This is a genomic window from Lacticaseibacillus manihotivorans DSM 13343 = JCM 12514 (assembly GCF_001435035.1).
Taxonomy (GTDB): Bacteria; Bacillota; Bacilli; order Lactobacillales; family Lactobacillaceae; genus Lacticaseibacillus; species Lacticaseibacillus manihotivorans.
Genome location: NZ_AZEU01000315.1, coordinates 1,403 through 19,773 on the forward strand (window position 1 = coordinate 1,403; position 18,371 = coordinate 19,773).

Consider the following 18,371-nt stretch of genomic DNA (forward strand, 5'->3'; position numbering starts at 1 on the left):
GATGGTTTCGACCTCATGGCCGAGCTTCTCGTTTGATTTCTTGTTTTTCTTTCGAACATAGGCGTTGACATGAGTTTCTTGTTCGGCGGCGGATAAGGCTACTTGCGCTTGTTCGACCTGTTGGGCAAACAAGGACAACTGATTGGCATCCATAGGCTTTGCGTGCTCAGATTTTTGGCCGAACACTTGCTTTCTAAACCACTCAAGCTGAGTTTCTAATTCGTCGACCTTTTGCCTTAACGCGAGTACTTCCGCATGTTCATCGACCGTTGCCATTTTGCTCATGTTCTCGCCACCTTATTGTTGATTTAGACTTTACCACTCCTTTGCTGATTTGAATACGACTTCTTTGGTGGATTTACTGAATGAATCGAAGATTCAATCGACCAACCAGTTAGAAGTCGAGTTAACTGTTGATGGGTCAGCGCCTTGGCGGCGTTTTGATCCATTGGCCACTGAAGACGACCGTTCTCATAACGCTTGTACAATAACACAAAGCCATCGCCGTCCCAGTACAAAGCTTTAAACCGATCCTTCTTGCTGCCACAAAACAGATAGAGGTTCTGACAGTAGGGATCCAGTTCATATTGTTCTTGGACAATTCCAGCTAGGCCATCTATTCCTCGACGTAAGTCGGTACGACCGCATACTAAATAGACTTGAGCGATACGCTTGAGATCAAGCAACATTTAGAACACCGCCTTTAAAAGTGCATCAAGGATATAGTTGTTGACGCGGTTATAGACGATAACGGTCTTCTCATTACTCAATTTTATCTGTAGTGCTTTGGTCACCTCCGACTGCCTCAACTTAGGCTGATCCATTTGAAAATGAACAACATCAGGTTTATCTTCCATACAAATACCTCACCATTCATTTATGATGAGGTAAGTGTAGCGCGTTAAATTGTTGGTGAAAATTCGTCATTTGGTTGGGTGCTTACCTTTGAAGATGCCTTTTTCGACCTGTCTGCCTTTTGGCTTTGGCGAGTGCCTGATTCATACTCCGCTAATCCTTTTTGATATTCTGGTGTGGTTGTGATCAAAGCGCCGCCAATGATCACCCCTAAAATACCAAGTGGAATCATCAGTTTGGCTTTGTGCGTATTTTCGCCTTGCTTTTTGAGTGTGCGCCATTGGAACACCCCATGAACGGCAACGACAATGCCACCCAAGGCAATGAGGCTAGCCACTGTTTGCATATCAATTCCTCCAAGTCCAGCTTTTTGCGCCATTCCGGTCTGGGCGTATATGCGACTGAGTTCATTGTAACAGAAGTGTTGTGCTATCCTTTAGGTCGACGCGACACGAAACGCGATAAAATAGGTCCTTTTCCCACCCTGTGTTAAACTTGACCATATAAGGAGGTGATCCGATGGCTGAAGATCTCAATGATTTTATCAAAGCCAAATCATTAGGCATTCCCACGATCAAACCTGATGAAAAGCGGGCGTTTTTAGGGAACTTTCGCGAACGCGTGGCCATGGCCGTCACGGTGCGCCAATTGCATGATGAGCGCATTTACAACTTGTTGGATTCGGTACTTGAACGCTATCCAGGTTATCGTATTTACTTGAATGGCCGCATGCCGCAAAGTGTGATCACTCCTTATATGCAACAAGCGCTGGCCCACAATTACGCCTTTACCATCATGGCGCAATCTGGGATGCGTGTGAATAAACCGATCACAGCTGATGATTTTGGCTGGGTGTTGGCCCACCCAACGGAAAAAATTACCCGACCCATTTTATTGTAGGAGCAAGTATGGACGAATTAGCAACCACGTATCACGCATTACAACAACTTTATGATCAACTGATCGCCGGCAAAAAGTTTGTCAGCTTGCCAGCCAGCATTCAAAAAATCATGGCCAATATCACCCCAGTGCCTGCCACGCCGGTGATCGTGCCTAGCGACGACATGGCAGCATTGCAGAAAATTCAAGCCATCAATGCGCGCAATAAAAAACAAGTCCAGCCGACGTTAAGCGATGATGAATTGTCCTTTTTAGTCGATCATTTAGGCAGTTTACAGCCAGCAGTGCGCGATAAAGGGGTATTTTTCACGCTAGGCGACTGGCTTCAAGGCGGTGGGGCGACGCCGGATCAAATTCAGTGGTTGTTCAAACGCCTGCAAGCCCCTGATGTGTTGTACGCGCATATTTTAGAGCCGGATAACGACGCGGTATTTCTGCGCTCGTTTGCGGTGATGATTTTAAGTGCCGTGGTGTACGCCGACCGTAACACGTATCATGTGTTATCTGATCAAGATTACAATGATCTGGTGCTACCAGTGGCCACGTATATCGCTTTAGAACAAGATGGCCGCGGTTATGTGGAAAACAAAGGCTGGGCGCACACTTATACGCATATCGGCAATTTGCTCGACGAACTCAGCGATGTCAGCTCGCTGACCCGCGCGCAAAAAGTGTTCTTAATGATGACCGCACTCAACGGGTGGCAGCGCATGGCCCATCCTTTGGTGTATGGCGAAGCGATGCGGTTTGCGTTGTATTTGACCAATTTGGCGTTGATGCATCAGTTTTATGCGCAGTCATTGGTGATGGCATTGACCGCTTGGCAAAAACGCCTGCGTCATGTCCAACCCCAAGAGTCGCAAGCCTTTTGGAATCGGTGGTATAACCGCTCGCGCTTGCTGGAAGCTTGCATCATGCGCGCCGACATGCCCCAAGTGGTGGTGGATTATTTGCAGAAAATCATCGATGCGTACTAGGTGAACAATTTTTTAGGATTCTAAGTAATGGGTGAAGGCTAACGGGTGAGCCACAGGTTAGAGTGGTTCTAAATAGCCTTAATATCACGTTTACGCATGAAAGTTTTCTAACGGTAATGACAAGCCTGTCATCGAAACCTCATGGAAACAATCATGAATTCACAAACAAAAGCGTGATAATTATTTGGTTTTAGAGTGACGTGACAATAATAGTAGTCAACGACAATATTTTTCAGTATAATTACGGTAACACAATGATATTTTCATGGAGTATGTAATTGTGAATCGGATTTAGTATGGGAGTGAACGTCATGCAAAAGACACAGCCGGCGCTACGCATCCTGGGGGAACGCGTCCGCCATTACCGGAAGTTGAAAGGTTTATCGCAAGCAGAATTAGCCAAAGGTATTTGCACGCAAGCGACGATTTCATTGATCGAAAAACGCAACAAAGTCCCAAGCATGAATATCCTGGTGCGCTTGGTGGAGCGCCTCGGGGTGACCATGGCCGATATCGTGGTGGAAAACCGCGATAAGACGCAACAAATTTTGTCTGCGGTGGAAAAGTTGGTGCGTCATTCTGAATTCGACGTGGCCAAAGAAACGTTGAACAAGTTGAATGTGGATAAGTTAAAGAACTCAGACGACAAAAAGCGCTTCTACTATTTCAAAGGGATGATCGAATTGTTTGCCGAAAAGCAACCAGACGAAGCGATCTATTTCTTTGGTCGGGTGCTCAATCCTTTAGTGACGCGAGAACGTGACTTATTGGCGATCATGGCCACTTTGGGTTTAGGGTTGGCCTATGCGGAAAAAGGCGCCCAAGAACGCGCGCGCGTCTATATCGATCAAGCCTTGAGTTTGTTGAAGGGGATGCCGCTGAAAGAAGCCAAGTATCTCGATGTCGAGTTGACGATTTATTGGCACACTGCCCGAATCTATTATGAACTAGGGGAATACCAACAAGTCCTCAAGCATGTCGGCGCAGGCATTGAAGTTGCCGTCAGCCATGACTCGTTGTTCTTATTAGATGAGTTGTACGCCTTGCGCGCCCAAGCCATGGAGAAGCTTGGCGACCAAGAGGCAGATTCGACTTATGTCATTGCCAAAGCCTTGGCGCGGGTGAACCAATCGCGCAACTTGGAAACTTTTTTGAATAGCGCGACGGCTTAGTCAAGAAAAATTCCTTGACAAACGCCTGAAATTCGATATGATAAATAAGTTAGTTTAAATCTAAAAGCGAGGTGAAGAACATGCGTGATAACATTTTACTTGCATGCGCTGAAACCGGCGAACGGATCTACCTGACTTCCAAAAATAAGCGTAACACGCCAGACCGTCTTTCTTTGAAGAAGTATTCTCCAAAGTTGCGCAAACGCGTTACCTTTACCGAAGTTAAGAAGTAATTCTTTCGTCGTCTACGGCCGTGACGCCCAGCCGCTACTTGAGCTTAATGCTTGAGTGGCGGCTTTTTCTTTGGCATTGACCCACTGTCGAGCGGGTGCATTCTGGTGCCTGTACCTCATTTGTACCGTATTTTTTCGAAGATTGCGGCGGCGCCAGAATTGTTCGACGGCGTCGAATGCTTTACACTAATTTCAGGAGGTGAGCGCATGCACTTAGTTGGTTCACGCATCGTGATTCGCGATTTTACCCTGGCAGATGCGCCAGCGTATTTCAATTATGCGTCAGATGCTCGGGTGTATCAGCCTGCCGGGATGCAGCCGATGCGCCACATTGGTGATGCCGAAGCGGCGATCACGCGCTTTATGCTCGAACGCAGTGATTTTGCTATCACCTTAAACGGACGGTTGATCGGCAATATCGGGGCCTATCAACCCACCCCTGATCCTGATGATCCAGAATCTTTGACGCGTGAATTAGGGTATGCGTTGGCGCCAGACTATTGGGGCCAAGGTTTTATGGCAGAAGCGCTGGAATTGTTGTGTGATTTTTTGTGGTTAGCTGGCGTGACTGAAATTTGGGCGGCAGTGTATCCTGACAACCAGCGCTCGATCAATTTGTTAACGACCCATTGCTTTGTTTATCAGTATCAAGTGCCGATTCCAATGGGTTTGCGCCGCGGGGATCAAGTGGTCGAAGCCTACTATCGCCGCTTGCCAGTTGCATGAAAAGTCACTTTTTTTATTATTTCATGACCGCAAAATTATTTTTTCATTTCAATTTGAAAAGAACTGTCGTGGGATGCGATAGATAATGCTATAATGAAAGCAACATTTCAGGTGGAGGTTTCAACATGAGTTCCCAAACAGAGTATGATCAGGTGTATGCCAAACGCTTGGCCGCAATCGAACGCGATCAACAACTCACCATTTTATCTAGCATGAATCAACCGCAGCCAGACAGCGAATCGAAGGCGACGCAATACATCGTTTATACGGACTACAAGCCTGACTCCGCAGCCAAAAGCTTTACCATTTCCGTCTATACGCCGTTTGAAAATGTCGACAAGTACGGTCATTCAAAAGCGGAGTTCCAATCCCAACTATTGTTTGATACTGATCGTTGGCAGGACAAAATGCACATCACCGTGTTGGAAACATTAGGCAGTGAAAGTCGTTTAGCTTTCTACGATTTCCAAAACATGGGCCTGGCGCAATTGGCTTTAAAGGCCTTTATGAACTTAGCGCGTAAAGCCGAAGTCGGCAAAATCGATGGCAATATCAGTTCTTTTGATAAAGAAAACTATGCCAAGCTCAAACATATTTTTGAAAAGTACGATTTTGATTTCCAAATGACGGATCCAGAACAAGGGATCGGTAAGATCAGCAAATCATTCAACGCATAATGCAGTAGTCGAGGTGTGAAACCTCGGCTATTTTTGTGGTTTGGTTTTGAAAATGGCCACGTTGGAAAATTGTTTGTTGGGGTATTTTCCGTTATGATAGCGCTAAACGTAAGCGCTTCAATGATTGAAATGTTGCGATATAGATACAGATCATTTTTGATAATGAAACAGTGAAACCCGATTTGTGCAATAAATAACTAAAAAATTTCAGTTGCATTAATACACATTCGTGGTAATCTATATGACAGACAACCACACAGGAGGCAGCTCATGTCAGAAGAAAAGCGCTATGGCGCAGATTTAATCGTCGATAGCTTGATCAACCACGGCGTCGATTACGTTTTCGGAATTCCGGGAGCCAAAATCGATCGCGTCTTTGAGAAATTAGAACACCCAACAAACCCGAAAGCGCCAAAGCTGATCGTGGCGCGCCACGAACAAAACGCATCCTTTATGGCCAGTGGCATTGGGCGTATCACTGGCAAGCCCGGCGTTGTCATCACGACTTCAGGCCCTGGGGCGTCCAACCTCGCCACCGGTTTGGTGACTGCGAACGCAGAAGGTGACCCAGTATTGGCGATTTCCGGCCAAGTCAAGCGTGCTGACTTATTGCGCTCTGCACATCAAAGCATGAAAAATGCCGACTTGTTTGCGCCGATCACCAAATATTCCGCTGAAGTTCAAGATCCTGATAACGTCTCAGAAATTATCGCCAATGCGTATCAAGCCGCAGAATCCGGCAAGCAAGGCGCCAGTTTTGTCTCAGTCCCACAAGATGTGACGGATGCGCGAGTCACTTCTGAAGTGATTCGCCCGATGAAGGCACCAAAGCTTGGCCCAGCTAGCCCTGCTGATATGACTTACTTGGCTCGCCAAATCAAAGATGCCCAATTGCCAGTGCTATTACTGGGCATGCGTGCGTCAAGTGCGGCAGTGACCAAAGCGATTCGCGAATTATTATCTGTCAGTGAATTACCTGTCGTTGAAACGTTCCAAGGCGCCGGGATCATTTCTGCGGATTTGGAAGACAACTTCTTTGGTCGTGTCGGTTTGTTCCGCAACCAACCAGGGGATCAATTGCTGCAACGCTCAGATCTTGTGATCACCATCGGCTACGACCCAGTCGAATACGAACCGCGTAACTGGAACGCCGATGGCAAAGCCCGCATTGTGGTGATCGATCAAGCGCCAGCTGAAATCGACCACAACTTCCAGCCAGAAACGGAACTGATCGGCGATATTGCCCAGACTTTAGAAATTTTGACGCCATTGGTGCGCGGCTATCAAGTGGCGCCAAGTGCGAAGCGCTACTTACAAGCCCAACAAGCTAAATTGCAAGAACGCGATGTGCCACCGGCTGTGGCTGATCAAGTTTATTCTCATCCGTTGAGCATCGTCGCTGAACTGCAAAAACGCGTGACGGATCACATGACCGTGGCAGTAGATGTCGGCAGTTTTTACATTTGGATAGCGCGGCATTTCCGTAGTTATCAACCGCGACGTTTGCTCTTTTCTAACGGGATGCAAACCTTAGGCGTGGCCTTGCCTTGGGCGATCGCAGCGACGTTGGTGCGCCCCAATGAAAAGGCAATTTCCATTTCTGGTGATGGGGGCTTCTTGTTCTCCGGCCAAGAACTGGAAACGGCAGTGCGCTTGCACGCCAATTTGGTGCATATCATTTGGAATGATGGCCATTATGACATGGTGAAATTCCAAGAAGAAATGAAGTATGGCCATTCTGCTGGTGTCAACTTCGGCCCGGTTGATTTCGTTAAGTATGCCGAAAGTTTTGGGGCTAAAGGCCTGCGTGTCGAAAAGCCGGAACAACTCGGCGCTGTTTTAGATGAAGCTTTTGCCACTGATGGTCCAGTTGTGGTGGATATTCCGGTGGATTATTCGGATAACTTGAAGTTGTCGGCAGACATGTTAGAAGATCAATTCTGATCGTCGACACAAAGGAGAAACAATGCAATTGTATCAACATGGGACTTTAGCAAATCTGGTGCCGGGATTATTTGGCGGAACCTTATCGATTCACGACTTATTGCAACATGGCGACACTGGCATCGGCACTTTGTCCGGTTTAGATGGGGAATTGATCATTTTAAACGGCACGGTGTTTCAAGTGAATGCCAAAGGGGACGTCCGGGTCGTCGATGGTTCAGAAATGGTACCCTTTGCCAATGTCCATCACGCCGACTTTACGCCAGTTGGTGAACTGACTGCAGTGAACGACGCGGCCTTGCGTGAGCGCTTGGCGCAACAGTTGATCTCGTTAAATGTGTTTTCCAGTGTGAAGCTCACTGGGACTTTCGCCAATGTCACCACGCGCGCAGTGGCGGGGCAAAAGCGGCCTTACCCAACGCTCAAAGCGACCGCTGAAGCCCAAAGCGTGTTCACCCAAGCTGAAATGCACGGTACGATCATCGGCTATTATTCGCCGAAATTGTTTGCTGGGGTGGCAGCGCCTGGTTTTCACTTGCATTTCTTAAGCGATGATCAGCAATTTGGCGGGCATTTGTTGCATGCCGACGTGACACAAGCCAATTTAGAGATCCAAGCGTTTGAAGATTTAGACTTGCATTTACCCTTAGCTGATCCAGAATTTCAAGCCTTAGATCTGGACAGTGATCAAATCGTCAGCGATATCGAACTTGCTGAGAAGTAAGTGAGAACGCCGTGAGAGCCGCTAGCTTATGCTGGCGGCTTTTTGCTATACTGGACAATGAAAAATTGAATCCAATCTTTAGAGGTCGCGCGCATGATGAGTCGGCGGGTTTGGTGGTTGTTGCCACGAGCAAATCCGTTAAAAGGCCTGCGCGCCGAAAGCGAAACTGCAACAACAGTTGAACTTGGGCCAAGTCGGAAATACCACTTGGACTGTCGCGAATGCGTTGTGCTAATGAACTTGTTTTTTGGCGCACGCTTAGGCGGCGCTTTTCTTTTGGTCTTGAATTGTCAAGCTAAGTGGAACATCTCCGACCAGAAGACTTCCAGCGAAGATTTCCAACCAAACATCTTGCGAGGGCGAGTGTTAATTTGCCACACCATTCGATTGATTTCTTCGTCTGTGATTGTAGAGATGTCTGTTCCTTTGGGAATATATTCCCGAATCAATCCATTGGTATTTTCGTTGCTTCCTCTGGCCCATGGCGCATGCGGATTGGGAAAATAGAACTCAACTTCATACTCGTTTGTGAGCTCTGCGTGCCTTCCAAACTCTTTTCCTCGATCAGGAGTGATTGTATGAAGAATATCATGTGGGATCTTTGAGAAGATTGCTTTCAAGGTTTCTAGGACTGGTAAAGCCTTCCTACCGGCGGCCCTTTGTGCCAGTAAGAGTCGGCTGCGGCGATCAATCATTGTGACAAGAACATCGCCACCGTCACGACCAACAACAGTATCGAGTTCCCAGTCACCAAGCCGAGTACGCTTATCAGCTTCCAATGGTCTCTCCGCCAATTTGTGTGAAATCGGAATCTTTCCTCTTTTCTCAACGTAGCCTTTCTTATGCCTTGTCTTACCTCGGTGACGCAATTTACGTGCAATGCCTCTAGCACCATGACTTCTAGGTACACCAAGGTTATATCGATGTATTTCTCGATAGATTGTGACGAAGCTGAATGGACTTGATCCTTGGGTCCGTATGTAGTTTCCGACGATCTGTTCTGGCGACCAATGATCATCTTGGATAGCCTTAATGACCGAACTTCGGAGCTCAGCGTTCTCAAAGATCCGCGGACGACGGCAGGCTTTACGCTTCTTGAGGTAATCTTTCTGTGCCGCCAACGCCTTGTATTCTTTAGTGCATCGATGGACCTCTCTAGAAATCGTGCTAACGCTGCGGCTCAAACGCGTTGCTATTTCATGAAGGGATAGCCCAAGCTGGATAAAAGACTCTATACGACCGCGTTCAATAGCGGTAAGCTGATTGTAATGGCTCATTAGGAAACCTCCGTATAATGGTGTTCTCAACAAACAACATTCTACGCTGTCTCCTAGTGGGTCAGTCTTATTTCTTAATGTTCCACTTCAATTGTAAATTCAAGGTCAAAAAAGGAGCAACGTTTTGGCAACTAAATCTGAACATAATCAAGTGACTCGCTCACTGAAAACGCGGCACTTGTCGATGATCGCGTTAGGCGGGTCGATCGGCACTGGCTTGTTTGTCGCCAGTGGAGGCGCGATCGCAGGAGCCGGTCCTGGTGGGGCGATCCTGGCTTATTTGGGCATTGGGGTGATGGTATTTTTCCTGATGACCAGCTTAGGCGAAATGGCCACTTATATTCCAGTGTCTGGGAGTTTTTCTGAGTATGCCAGCCGCTTTGTCGATCCAGCAGTCGGCTTTGCGTTAGGTTGGAATTACTGGTTCAACTGGGCGATCACCGTGGCGGTGGATATTGCCACGACTGCGATCGTGATGCACTTTTGGCTGCCGGCAGTGCCTGGGTGGATCATCAGTCTGGCTTTTCTCGCGTTAATTTTCATCATCAACATTATTTCTGTCAAAAGCTTCGGGGAAACAGAATATTGGTTATCGTTGATCAAGGTGATCACGGTGATCGTTTTCCTGATCGTTGGGGTGCTGACGATTTTTGGCATTTTAGGTGGGCAACATATCGGCTTTTCCAATTACACCTATAAACAATCCCCATTTGTCGGTGGCTGGCCGGCGACTTTATCTGTGTTCGTCGTTGCCGGGTTTTCATTTCAAGGGACGGAATTGATCGGGATCACTGCTGGGGAATCAGAAACGCCAGAAACGAGTATTCCCAAGGCCATCAAGCAAGTCTTTTGGCGGATCTTGCTGTTTTACATTTTAGCCATTGCCGTGATTGCGGCGATCATTCCTTATACCAGCCCGAACTTACTCGGCGCTTCCGCTTCTGATGTCGCCATTTCACCATTTACGTTGGTGTTTAAGCGCATCGGTTTGGCAGGGGCAGCGAGTGTGATGAACGCGGTCATCTTAACTTCCGTGTTATCATCGGCCAACTCGGGGATGTATGCGTCGACACGAATGCTTTGGGCGATGGGCAATTCTGGCTTTGCGCCGCGGATCTTTGGTAAAACCAACAGTCGCGGTGTACCGTTGCCCGCGTTACTAGCGACGACTGCTGTTGGGGCGTTGACCTTCTTATCCAGTATCATGGGCCCAAATGTCTACCAACTGTTAGTCGCCGCCAGTGGCTTGACTGGATTTTTGGCCTGGCTTGGCATCGCGGTATCGCATTATCGCTTCCGCCGGGCATTTATCGCGCAAGGTCACAAGTTATCCGAACTGGTTTATCATGCTAAATGGTTCCCAATCGGGCCGATTTTAGCGATCATCATGAGTTTGATCGTGATTTTAGGGCAAGATATCGCCAGCGTACCGCATTTTCAATGGAGTCGCTTGTTGATCTCTTATATGTCGATCCCGTTGTTCATCGTGTTAACGGTGTGGTACAAGGTCAAGCACAAAACCCATTTGTTGAAACTCGACGAAATTGATTTGACCCCACATCGTGATCATCGCAAAGAAGCCAAACAAAAATAAGGCATCACCTGGTCGAGACAAAAGCTGTCTCGGCTTTTTTGTCCCTAATGATGCCCAACAGCGTTGATCTTCCAACAAACGGTGTAAATTACCTAATGCCACGCAAATCTGTGAGCGCCTGCATCTTGGCGCTGCTATGGAAAACTAGACGAGACGTATCAACCAACAAATGTCCTCCGTTGATATCACAAACATACAGATTAAACGGGTAAAATGTTGGGATTGCAAGCTTCGTGCCATGGTGTCAGTGGGGTAACGGCGTGGAAGTAATTTGAAATTGGGACGGAAGCTAGCCGTTGGGACGTGGTGAGCTTTCTGCTGGCGGTTTCCTGTATACAGAAATCCGCAGGTCGAAATCCGGCTGGTGGCGAGCGTAGCGAGACATCCAAACTAGTTCGGCCGAGGACCCTTTCCACGTCCTGACGGTCAGCTGGAGTCCCAATTTCAAATTACTGGAACATGCTCGGGCAAAGTCTATTCGCTACAAGTTATTTTGTGATCAGTACAAATTGACAACGCTTTCTTTAGTCGCTACAATTGAGAGGCAAGAAACGGAGGCGACAGTATGCGCATGACCCCAGAGGTTAAGGTATTTTTATACATGGTAGCGATGGCGGATGCTCAACAAACCTTGCAAGACGCAAAGTGGCAAGAGCGTTATCATCTCGATCCCCAAAAAACCTTCACCAAGCTGGTCAGCCATGGCTATTTACAAGCTGTGGCCACTGGCAATGAATTGACGGCCAAAGCCCGCAAAGCCTTGGCGGATATCGATGACTGGTTGTGGATCCATGAATATTATTTACCTGGGGTGATCGACTTTACATTGGCCAAGCGGCTAGCTTATCGCACGGATCTGCAAGGCTATCCCTTGGTGCAAGCCTTATTGGATCAAGCCCAAAACCAAGCTGATGGCGACCATGATTATTGCGCCTTGTTGTTGCGTCATCAGCTCAAGCTTGAATTCAGCACCCATCATGACAATGCGGCGGTGCAAACGCTGATGCAATTGATGTATTCAGAGTTAGATGTCAGCGAAGAAGTTGACTTGAAAGCTTTTAATTATCACAATTCGTGGTTGAAGGTAACTAGTTTTGAAAAGCAATTGTTAAAGGAATTGCTTGGCCGCTTAGATCAAACCGTTGACGATTTTGAAATGGCTTTTTCGCAGTGGTTGCAAACCATGCCGAGTTACGGCCGGTTCTTCACCAATTTTGAAGTGATGACGATCGTCATGTATGAACTCGGCAATGATGAGTATCGTTTAGATGAAGTGTATCATGGCGCAGCGATGCGGCATTTGGCGCAACAACGTGAACAACTCGACGCCCAGCCTCATTCGGCCACGGTTTAAATCAAAAAGGCCTCAGCTATCTGATTGATTCAGATAGTTGGGGCCTTTTTTTAGGCGTCAGGGGCTAGGCTTGGAGATAATGCCACTAAACGACGGTTGCGCAAGGCAATTAATTTTTGATGCAGATGATGGTAATCAATCGCGTTGGCATCGAAATCCCAAATTAAGCAGGCTTGGGGATAATTGGGGATAAACGCTTGGGTTTGTGGCGTGATCAACATCGAGACTTCGGTGATCAAAAAGTCGCATTGCTGCAAGGCGTCGGGGCCAGTGAGGCGATCCACGAAGCTCATGTTATCCAAAAAACGGTTGAGTCGGCGATGGAGCAAGTCATTGGGCTCAAGGATCACGGCGACTTTCAACCTGACTGCTTGATCAAAGGCGTTGATCGTTGGCGCTAGGACATAAGTGACGAAACGACAAAAGGCACGCGTGGCCGAATGTAACGCGGCATATTCAGGTGTGTCTGGTAAGTTAGTCACAAACGTATACGCCCGCATACTCAATTGATTTAAGCGTACCGTAGTTTGAACGGGTGCGTCGAAGTCGCTGGCCTTACAGTAATCGCCGCCTAAACTAAAAAAACAAACGAGCACACGCAATAAATTCAGCTGTAAGCCCAAGTCTGTTTGTAAGGCGACATGGCCTGGATCATTGGGATTTAAGAGATTTCGTTGCAAAGCACTGAGGACTTTGGCGGCGATCGGGGTGGCTAAGGTCAAACGCTCCTTGCGTCGTGTCCACGCGTTTAGGCCAATATGGCCAAAACGCAGCGCGGCAGCTTGATGAAAGGCAATGAACTGGTTTTCAAAGGCGAGTTGTTGCGGCGTTAAATGTGGAAATTGATTAGCGGAGAAATAAGCGTTCACGTCTGGCAATAAATGCGCAATCTGATGTTCCAAAGCGTTCCCATGGGCCATGCGTAAGCGACTGACGGCTAATAAATACAGATCCATATGCTGGGCCAGTGGGTTTTCGTGCCGTCGTGGAAATTGTTGATATTGGCGTTTGAGATCCGATTCAGAAATCGCAGTGAAGGGCCAGCAGGCACCTTGCGTCACTTGCCAATAACATTGCTGCAACAACAAGCGCAAGCGCGCTTCTGGGCCGCTGAAGGTTAAGGTTGGATATAAGAGCTTCAAATCGTAATGAGCTAAAAAGGTCCGTAGATTTGCAGTTTTGCGTATTAACGTTGAGTGCGATAAAAAGTGATCTTCGCAAAAACGGTCTAAACTGGGTTGATGGCCTTGCACCGCGTAATCAAAAAATTGCCAAGCAGTTGCGGCTTGAAATTGTTGGATTTTGTAACGGTCTAAGGAGACGCTTTGAGCAGAGGCCGCCACCAGGATTTTGCGCATAGCAGTCGGCGTTTTTTGGTATAGATCAGCTAAATCAGCGTTGAGTTCTTGAAATAAATTATAAGTCCGCTGATAAGTGAACCCGAGTTGTGTGGCTAAGTCTGCAATCGTAATACCAAAATGGGCCCGTTGGCATAATACCCTTAACAAAGCGATTTTTTGCTGGGCGTTTTTTTCTAGGAACACTGATTCAAGCTGCATGCTGACACCCCTTTATTCCCGATTCCACAGCAATTATATCAAATTTTGAAAAAAATACTACCAATAAGTCGTGCTTGATTGATGAACAGTAGAAAGGCAATCAAATCATTATTAGTGTAATTGGTTTCCTAAATTTTGAACCGGTGTCAAAACCTTGCATTTGTGTAATTCGTTAGTATACAAATTGTGTGAAACGATTACAGAATTCAACAAATTGTCACAATCTAATTCTTCGATGTATCCGCATTCGCGACTTCGAATCAAGTATGTTTTTGAGCACAAAAGTCAACCGCACAGCTACGCGCTGTTGCTTTTCGCAAAAAAATCAGTCGCCATGATGAGTGCCATCTTGATTCGATAGACCCCGGTTTTTCCGTAAAAAAGTCGCCGAGTCGAGTCGATTTTATAACGGCGTCATTTTTCATAAAACTTAATTTGAAAAATGTTACTGACTGCGGTTATAATAATTTCAGAATAATTGTCAACTTTATCATTGGAGGAATTGTTTATGCGAGGTCGGGAAGATATATTCCTGTCAATGTCTGAATCTGAAAAAATGAGCTTGTTTCGTCGGATCGTCAACGCCCGTGTGGCGCAAACCCCGGTGGAAGATCGCTTAGCTTTAGAACGCGACAACAAGCCACTGGTCAAAGACGTCAACTTAAAGCAAATTGCATCGTTGACTGGCCGCAACTATGGCAGTGTGTATAACACGTATAATGGCTTAGTTGAAGCTTTAGAAGAGATGACGCACCACAAATCAGCTCCTACAAAAAAACTGTTCAACGAACACTCCAGCAAAGTCCGGTTGTATTTTGTCCAACAAGGACAGCCTTATAAGTTCTTGGAAGCGCTGTTGTATCATCGCTTCTCAAACTTTGAAGACTTCTTAGCCCATGAAGACACGTCAAAAGCGACGATGTTGCGGCATTTGAAGCCAGTACGCGACTTTGCGCGGAAGTTTGGCGTGCGTTTTTCTTATGAAACGCTCAGCTTGCAAGGTGATGAAAAGCGCATCCGGGTCTTTTTGACCATTATTTTCTGGATGGCTACTGATGGTGCGGGATGGCCTTTTGAAGACACCGATCGCGATCAAAAAAGCCGCGAAGTCGATGCCATCATTAAAATGTTTGACATGGGTCGTCCGAACTTAGTCACCCGCGAAATTGCGATGTACTATGCTGCAGTGGCGGAACAACGTGCCAAAGACGGCCATAGTTTATCTTTGCAAAACACGCATTTTGCGTTGAAGTACCCAGTACCGAATGTCTTTGAAGAAATGACAGAACAACTTGACCCAGCGCCGCAATTTGGCCCGATGTCCATCGGGGAACAAATGGGTGAATCCGCAGCGTTGTTCTTCTTATTCAACTTCTTGCCGTTTTATGTGACGGCTGGCACGGATTTGAAATCGATGGTGGTCAAACGCTTTGAACGCTATAACCCTGAGATCCATACTTTGGTCACGGAATTTTTGACCAAGTTGCCAGTGGACTTCATTGCCGATGGCATGTTACCAGAAGCGACGATGAACATGTTGTTGGCCAACTTGTTGGCAGTGACGGTGTCGATCCTTGAATTTGGCGAAGATCTTACCGAAACCATTGCCTATGAAGTCAACGAGAAGCTGCATCAAACGCCAGACAACCCCACGCTGCGCAAAAAGGTCCGTCAAACCTTGGAGCACATCGTCTTCAGCCATGAATTAGATGATTTTTCTGATTACTTGGATACGTTGACGGGAAGCTTCTATCGCAATGTCTTACAACTGGTTGTCCAATTTGTGCCACCAGTCAAAGTTAAAGTTGCTGTGGTGATCGAACAAACCTTGCTCGGCTATATCGACTTATTGGCCTTTTTGATGAGCCAACCTTGGGTGGAATTGACTTCGCCTGACAATGAAGACCTCGACCAAGCAGATCTGGTGATCATGTCCTCAACGGTGCCAGATGTTTATGAGAAGAAAGGCAATGCCTTGACCTTCAAGTGGGCTTCAACCAGTTCCAACGACTGGTACGGAGAATTGTATGCCACCTTGCGTCAGATCTGGGATGATAAACTAAGTGTGGATGGCGATGGGGACTACTAAGCCGGAACATTTATGCGTCGCGACGGTGCCAATTTTTAAGGTGTTGCCGCATGCGCAACTCGAACAAATCGAAGCGCTGGTGCATCACAGCCATTTTCCAGCTAACAGTCCGCTGTATTTGGAAAATAGCCCTGCTGATGCGCTGTACATTTTGCATGCTGGTGCGGTGAAAATAGTGCGCTCCAGTGCCGATGGCCGCCAGCAATTGTTGCGCGTGCTGCATGCCGGCGATTTTGACGGCGACCAAGGCTTGTTGATGGATCAACAACATCAAGCTGAAGCTGTAGCGATGGAGCCAGTCACTGCTTGTGTCTTATACAAAAAAGACTTTCAAGCTTTGTTGGCGCAATATCCCGCGATTGCCAGTCAAGTGATTTCCGCTTTGGCGCAACGCATTGCCGCGCTTGAAACGCAAACGACTTTGGTGACCACCGCTGATGTGGCGACGCGCTTGGCCCATTATTTAGGGGAGCTGGCTGAAGAGCTTGGCGAAACGTTCACCTTGCCGATGAAGAAAAAAGAACTGGCCGAGTTTTTAGGGACGACGCCAGAAACTTTGAGTCGTAAATTGCGCGAGTTAGAAGATGCGAAGGTCTTGAAACAAGGCCCTGGGCGCAAGTTGACGATCCTTGATCCTGAAGCGTTAGCCGACTAGTTGTCAAACGCGTTTGGATGCGTTATTCTAGACACATCAAACACAACAACAGCGCCTCTACAGGGGTGTCAGAGACGAAGCGGTCGGTGCGAGCTTCGAATCCCCTTATTCCAGCGCAAGAGTGGGCATTAATCATGCACGGTCGGACCGTTACCCCAGCAGAGTGTAGCCACAGTTGGCTGAACTTTGGGTGGTACCGCGGAAAAAAAGAGCCTTTCGTCCCAAACGGATGGAGGCTCTTTTTGTGTTTTTATAGGAGGAAAAAGATGTTAGACATTAAGTTATTGCGTCAAAAGCCAGACTGGGCCAAAGCAAAACTCGCTGCTCGTGGCGTCAAAGCGGAAAAAATCGATGAAGTGTTGGCCTTAGATGAACAACGCCGCACGATCATTCAAGAAACAGAAGGCTTAAAGGCTAAGCGCAACACGGTTTCTGATGAAATCGCCAAAGCCAAGCGGGAAAAAGTTGATGCCTCTGAACAAATCAAGGCCATGCGCGAAGTCGGCCAACAAGTGGGTAAACTTGACGGACAATTGAAGCAAGTCTCCGAACAAATCAAACAGATCCTTGAACGCTTGCCTAACTTCCCAGCTGACGATGTGCCAATGTCGTTGAATGAAGATGACTCCCGTGAAGAATATAAGTGGGGGACGATCCCGAATTTTGATTTCAAGCCTAAAGCCCATTTTGAAATCGGCGAAGACTTAGGTATTTTGGACTTTGAACGCGCGGCTAAAGTCTCCGGTGCGCGCTTTGTTTACTACATCGGTGCCGGCGCCCGTTTGGAACGAGCGGTGTATAACTTCTTCTTAGACGAACACTATAAAGAAGGCTACACGGAAATGATCACCCCTTATTTGGTCAATGATGACTCGATGTATGGGACTGGCCAATTTCCAAAGTTCACTGAAGATGTATACAGCATCACCAACGATGATCAAAACATGACTTTGATTCCAACCGCAGAAGTGCCATTGGTCAATTTCCATCGCGGTGAGATCATCGATGCGGCCAAACTCCCGGAATCCTTCACTGCCTTATCCCCAGCTTTCCGCTCTGAAGCAGGATCTGCTGGCCGGGATACCCGCGGGTTGATTCGGATGCACCAATTCAACAAAGTCGAAATGGTCAAGTTCTGCAAGCCAGAAGATTCTTGGCATGAATTGGACAACTTGGTGCATGATGCGGAAGACTTGCTGCAAAAGTTGGGCTTAGCCTATCACGTGATCACCTTAGCTTCCGGGGATGCCAGCTTCACCAGTGCCAAAACCAATGACCTGGAAGTGTGGTTGCCTGCCCAAGATCGTTACCGCGAAATCTCCAGTTGCTCCAACTGCACGGATTTCCAAGCGCGTCGTGCCAGCATTAAGTATCGTGATGACAACGGGAAGCCACAATTTGTTCACACCTTGAACGGTTCTGGCTTGGCAGTTGGTCGTGCCGTGGCTGCAATTTTGGAAAACTACCAAAACGCTGATGGCAGTGTCACGATCCCAGAAGTCTTAGTCCCATACATGGGTGGCCAAACCGTCATCACCAAAGCATAATCGTTTCTGAAAGACCAGCCAGCGTGCTGGTCTTTTTTCTACCATTAGTCAAGCACTAATGTTGATTTAATCACGTTTTCTTTTACGT

19 protein-coding genes and 1 riboswitch are annotated in these 18,371 nt (G+C 47.3%); of the genes, 13 read left to right on the plus strand and 6 right to left on the minus strand.

From position 1 onward, the window contains the following. From FD01_RS16460 to FD01_RS15135, 4 genes are all read right to left on the minus strand, one after another. Window positions 1-285 (minus strand): transposase (locus FD01_RS16460; protein ID WP_202813680.1); only part of this gene is annotated, 285 nt, incomplete at its 3' end. A gap of 23 nt (window positions 286-308) precedes the next feature. Then, window positions 309-689 carry an IS66 family insertion sequence element accessory protein TnpB gene (gene tnpB, locus FD01_RS15130; protein WP_054719987.1) on the minus strand — a complete coding sequence of 127 codons (381 nt, stop codon included), beginning with the start codon at window positions 687-689 and terminating at the stop codon, window positions 309-311. Further along, window positions 690-857, minus strand: coding sequence for a hypothetical protein (locus FD01_RS16410; protein ID WP_164480473.1), 168 nt, complete (start codon window positions 855-857; stop codon window positions 690-692). Between the two features lie 44 nt (window positions 858-901). Beyond that, entirely contained in the window at window positions 902-1,201 is a 300-nt protein-coding gene (locus tag FD01_RS15135; protein WP_054718965.1) for a hypothetical protein, read from the minus strand. Between the two features lie 173 nt (window positions 1,202-1,374). Here FD01_RS15135 and FD01_RS15140 point away from each other — a divergent pair, with 173 nt between their 5' ends. The 8 genes from FD01_RS15140 (at window position 1,375) to budA (ending at window position 8,208) form a co-directional block, all read left to right on the plus strand. Next, on the plus strand, window positions 1,375-1,755 hold the full coding sequence (locus tag FD01_RS15140) for a DUF1694 domain-containing protein (RefSeq protein ID WP_056965174.1): 381 nt from the start codon (window positions 1,375-1,377) through the stop codon (window positions 1,753-1,755). Window positions 1,756-1,763: 8 nt separating this feature from the next. After that, window positions 1,764-2,732, plus strand: a complete 969-nt coding sequence (locus FD01_RS15145; protein WP_056965176.1) for a DUF2785 domain-containing protein — start codon at window positions 1,764-1,766, stop codon at window positions 2,730-2,732. Between the two features lie 311 nt (window positions 2,733-3,043). Then, window positions 3,044-3,904, plus strand: coding sequence for a helix-turn-helix domain-containing protein (locus FD01_RS15150; RefSeq protein ID WP_056965178.1), 861 nt, complete (start codon window positions 3,044-3,046; stop codon window positions 3,902-3,904). Window positions 3,905-3,984: 80 nt separating this feature from the next. After that, window positions 3,985-4,137, plus strand: a complete 153-nt coding sequence (gene rpmG / locus FD01_RS15155; protein ID WP_054718962.1) for a 50S ribosomal protein L33 — start codon at window positions 3,985-3,987, stop codon at window positions 4,135-4,137. A gap of 207 nt (window positions 4,138-4,344) precedes the next feature. Next, window positions 4,345-4,863: a GNAT family N-acetyltransferase gene (locus tag FD01_RS15160; protein WP_056965180.1), complete on the plus strand. Its 519-nt coding sequence runs from the start codon at window positions 4,345-4,347 to the stop codon at window positions 4,861-4,863. A gap of 125 nt (window positions 4,864-4,988) precedes the next feature. Continuing rightward, entirely contained in the window at window positions 4,989-5,540 is a 552-nt protein-coding gene (locus FD01_RS15165) for a hypothetical protein (RefSeq protein ID WP_054718954.1), read from the plus strand. Between the two features lie 270 nt (window positions 5,541-5,810). After that, complete coding sequence (gene alsS, locus FD01_RS15170) at window positions 5,811-7,484, plus strand: acetolactate synthase AlsS (protein ID WP_056965182.1); 1,674 nt, start codon at window positions 5,811-5,813, stop codon at window positions 7,482-7,484. Window positions 7,485-7,506: 22 nt separating this feature from the next. Further along, entirely contained in the window at window positions 7,507-8,208 is a 702-nt protein-coding gene (gene budA, locus FD01_RS15175; protein WP_054718952.1) for an acetolactate decarboxylase, read from the plus strand. Window positions 8,209-8,279: 71 nt separating this feature from the next. Continuing rightward, window positions 8,280-8,450: riboswitch (Lysine riboswitch) on the plus strand. Window positions 8,451-8,498: 48 nt separating this feature from the next. Here budA and FD01_RS15180 read toward each other — a convergent pair. Further along, window positions 8,499-9,485: an IS30 family transposase gene (locus tag FD01_RS15180; protein WP_056965185.1), complete on the minus strand. Its 987-nt coding sequence runs from the start codon at window positions 9,483-9,485 to the stop codon at window positions 8,499-8,501. Between the two features lie 184 nt (window positions 9,486-9,669). On the opposite strand from FD01_RS15180, the gene FD01_RS15185 reads away from it, so the two are divergent. Then, entirely contained in the window at window positions 9,670-11,079 is a 1,410-nt protein-coding gene (locus FD01_RS15185; RefSeq protein WP_056965194.1) for an amino acid permease, read from the plus strand. Window positions 11,080-11,644: 565 nt separating this feature from the next. Further along, the gene (locus tag FD01_RS15190) at window positions 11,645-12,433 is read left to right on the plus strand and encodes a hypothetical protein (RefSeq protein ID WP_054718860.1); all 789 of its coding nucleotides are present in this window, start codon (window positions 11,645-11,647) and stop codon (window positions 12,431-12,433) included. Window positions 12,434-12,483: 50 nt separating this feature from the next. Here the strand turns inward: FD01_RS15190 and FD01_RS15195 are convergent, their stop codons facing one another. Then, window positions 12,484-13,992, minus strand: a complete 1,509-nt coding sequence (locus FD01_RS15195; RefSeq protein WP_056965187.1) for a helix-turn-helix domain-containing protein — start codon at window positions 13,990-13,992, stop codon at window positions 12,484-12,486. 538 nt (window positions 13,993-14,530) lie between these two features. On the opposite strand from FD01_RS15195, the gene FD01_RS15200 reads away from it, so the two are divergent. The 3 genes from FD01_RS15200 to serS all read left to right on the plus strand — a co-directional run bounded on the left by FD01_RS15200 (window position 14,531) and on the right by serS (window position 18,283). Then, window positions 14,531-16,081, plus strand: coding sequence for a helix-turn-helix domain-containing protein (locus FD01_RS15200; protein WP_162257377.1), 1,551 nt, complete (start codon window positions 14,531-14,533; stop codon window positions 16,079-16,081). Continuing rightward, a complete protein-coding gene (locus FD01_RS15205) occupies window positions 16,068-16,736 on the plus strand; it encodes a Crp/Fnr family transcriptional regulator (RefSeq protein WP_056965190.1) in 669 nt (222 codons plus the stop codon). The genes FD01_RS15200 and FD01_RS15205 overlap by 14 nt, the downstream gene beginning before the upstream one ends. Window positions 16,737-17,002: 266 nt before the next feature. Continuing rightward, the gene (serS, locus tag FD01_RS15210; protein WP_056965192.1) at window positions 17,003-18,283 is read left to right on the plus strand and encodes a serine--tRNA ligase; all 1,281 of its coding nucleotides are present in this window, start codon (window positions 17,003-17,005) and stop codon (window positions 18,281-18,283) included. The last annotated feature ends 88 nt before the right edge of the window (window positions 18,284-18,371 follow it).

Bases quoted from the DNA above. Each gene is read 5' to 3' on its own strand.
- tnpB (WP_054719987.1), bottom strand. From the start codon at position 689: ATGTTGCTTGATCTCAAGCGTATCGCTCAAGTCTATTTAGTATGCGGT.
- FD01_RS16410 (WP_164480473.1), bottom strand. From the start codon at position 857: ATGGAAGATAAACCTGATGTTGTTCATTTTCAAATGGATCAGCCTAAG.
- FD01_RS15135 (WP_054718965.1), bottom strand. From the start codon at position 1,201: ATGCAAACAGTGGCTAGCCTCATTGCCTTGGGTGGCATTGTCGTTGCC.
- FD01_RS15140 (WP_056965174.1), top strand. From the start codon at position 1,375: ATGGCTGAAGATCTCAATGATTTTATCAAAGCCAAATCATTAGGCATT.
- FD01_RS15145 (WP_056965176.1), top strand. From the start codon at position 1,764: ATGGACGAATTAGCAACCACGTATCACGCATTACAACAACTTTATGAT.
- FD01_RS15150 (WP_056965178.1), top strand. From the start codon at position 3,044: ATGCAAAAGACACAGCCGGCGCTACGCATCCTGGGGGAACGCGTCCGC.
- rpmG (WP_054718962.1), top strand. From the start codon at position 3,985: ATGCGTGATAACATTTTACTTGCATGCGCTGAAACCGGCGAACGGATC.
- FD01_RS15160 (WP_056965180.1), top strand. From the start codon at position 4,345: ATGCACTTAGTTGGTTCACGCATCGTGATTCGCGATTTTACCCTGGCA.
- FD01_RS15165 (WP_054718954.1), top strand. From the start codon at position 4,989: ATGAGTTCCCAAACAGAGTATGATCAGGTGTATGCCAAACGCTTGGCC.
- alsS (WP_056965182.1), top strand. From the start codon at position 5,811: ATGTCAGAAGAAAAGCGCTATGGCGCAGATTTAATCGTCGATAGCTTG.
- budA (WP_054718952.1), top strand. From the start codon at position 7,507: ATGCAATTGTATCAACATGGGACTTTAGCAAATCTGGTGCCGGGATTA.
- FD01_RS15180 (WP_056965185.1), bottom strand. From the start codon at position 9,485: ATGAGCCATTACAATCAGCTTACCGCTATTGAACGCGGTCGTATAGAG.
- FD01_RS15185 (WP_056965194.1), top strand. From the start codon at position 9,670: ATGATCGCGTTAGGCGGGTCGATCGGCACTGGCTTGTTTGTCGCCAGT.
- FD01_RS15190 (WP_054718860.1), top strand. From the start codon at position 11,645: ATGCGCATGACCCCAGAGGTTAAGGTATTTTTATACATGGTAGCGATG.
- FD01_RS15195 (WP_056965187.1), bottom strand. From the start codon at position 13,992: ATGCAGCTTGAATCAGTGTTCCTAGAAAAAAACGCCCAGCAAAAAATC.
- FD01_RS15200 (WP_162257377.1), top strand. From the start codon at position 14,531: ATGTCTGAATCTGAAAAAATGAGCTTGTTTCGTCGGATCGTCAACGCC.
- FD01_RS15205 (WP_056965190.1), top strand. From the start codon at position 16,068: ATGGGGACTACTAAGCCGGAACATTTATGCGTCGCGACGGTGCCAATT.
- serS (WP_056965192.1), top strand. From the start codon at position 17,003: ATGTTAGACATTAAGTTATTGCGTCAAAAGCCAGACTGGGCCAAAGCA.